General features: G+C 61.5%; 1 protein-coding gene. It reads left to right on the top strand.

From position 1 onward, the window contains the following. Nucleotides 1–411: 411 nt before the first annotated feature. Entirely contained in the window at nt 412–1,659 is a 1,248-nt protein-coding gene (locus tag WCE35_RS16370; protein ID WP_424594378.1) for a branched-chain amino acid ABC transporter substrate-binding protein, read from the top strand. Nucleotides 1,660–1,662 lie beyond the last annotated feature (3 nt).

Genomic DNA, 1,662 nt, shown 5'->3' with positions numbered 1-1,662 from the left:
GCCCACGCTGCATGCGAATTACGCGAGCAAGATGGTTTCGGTGAAGGACGGGTTGCCGAAGTTCTGGGATCTGCCCGCCGAGCTCGGCGGCTCGGGGAAAACCCTGCCGGATTAGCAGCCTGCCGCTGTCGGCGTGCTTTGGACATGCCGACCGGCCCGGAAATTGTCCTTCCGTTCCCGATCATCTCGGCAGGCGCATGGCGACGCTCGCTTTGGCAATCTGCCGCGCGGCGGAATTACGCCGCCGGCGTGGCGCAGCCTCGGGGACGTCGCCGCCGCCAGCGAGAAGCAGTTGCACCCCGATGCCGGGCAATTCGTTGTGGCGGTCGTCATTGCGTCCATGTTACGGTTCCCGCATCAGTACCGCCGGAAAATCAAACGAGCGGGCATTTTATTGAGGAGGAATGGACCATGCTGCCAGGCAAATGGTTGACTATATTGTTTGGGATGGCGCTCGCGATCGCCTGCGGCGGTCAGGCATCGGCGCAAGCGACCATCAAGGTGGCCTACACCGATCCGCTGTCGGGACCGTTCGCCCAGGTCGGCGACGCCAACCAGAAGCAGATGCAGTACATCATCGACCACATCAATTCCAAGGGCGGCGCGCTCGGCAAGAAGTTCGAACTGGTGCCGTTCGACAACAAGTCGCAGCCGTCGGATGCGCTGATCGCGCTCAAGAGCGCGACCGACCAGAACATGCCCTTCATCATGCAGTGCTCTGGCTCCAACATCGCCGCCGCCCTGATCGAGGCGGTGGAAAAGCACAACGAGCGCAACCCGGACAACCGCATCATCTACCTCAACTGCGGCGCGGTAGCGACCGAGCTGACCAACGAAAAATGCAGCTTCTGGCATTTTCGCTTCGACCTGCATGTCGGCATGAAAGCCGAAGTGATGGTCCGCGCGCTGCCCAAGGACGTGACCAAGGTCTATCTGATCAATCAGGATTACCTGTTCGGCCAGTCGGTTCAGCGCGACGTCAAGGCGTTTCTTGCCAAGCTGCGGCCGGATGTTCAGATCGTTGGGGATGAGTTGATCCCGCTCGGCAAGATCAAGGATTTTTCGCCCTACGTCACCAAGATCAAGGCCTCGGGCGCCCAGGCGCTGCTCACCGGCAATTGGGGCCCGGACATGAACCTCCTGATCAAGGCCGGCATCGATACCGGCGCCGACCTCAGCTATTATACCTTCTACGCGCATCTGGCCGGCGGCCCGACCGCGATCGGCGCCGGCGGCGACAACCGCGTACTGGCGGTGATGTCGTTCAGCGAAAACGTGGCGCCTGCCATCGGCAATGCGGAGGCCGAGGCCTTCACCAGGGGCTTCCGCGACAAGCACAAGTTCGACTTCTCGGCCGCCGGCTTCCGCACCATTTTCGAATATCTGCAGGCGGCGGTGAACAAGGCGGGCGCGGTCGATGCGGGCAAGATCGCGGCGGCGATGGAGGATCTCAAGATCAAGGACTTCCTCGGCTTCGACACCACGATGCGCAAGGACGATCACCAGATCATCACCGAATACTTTGTCGGCACCTTCAAGAAAGGCGTGAAATACGACGCCGAAGGCACCGGCCTCGGTTGGGCGCCGACCGCGACCATCCTTGCCAAGGACGTCGACCAGCCCAATACCTGCAAGATGAAGCGTCCAGGAGCAGCCTGAACA

The sequence above is a fragment of the Bradyrhizobium sp. genome (assembly GCF_049691595.1).
GTDB lineage: Bacteria > Pseudomonadota > Alphaproteobacteria > Rhizobiales > Xanthobacteraceae > Bradyrhizobium.
This window is presented reverse-complemented; position numbering and strand designations above follow the sequence as displayed.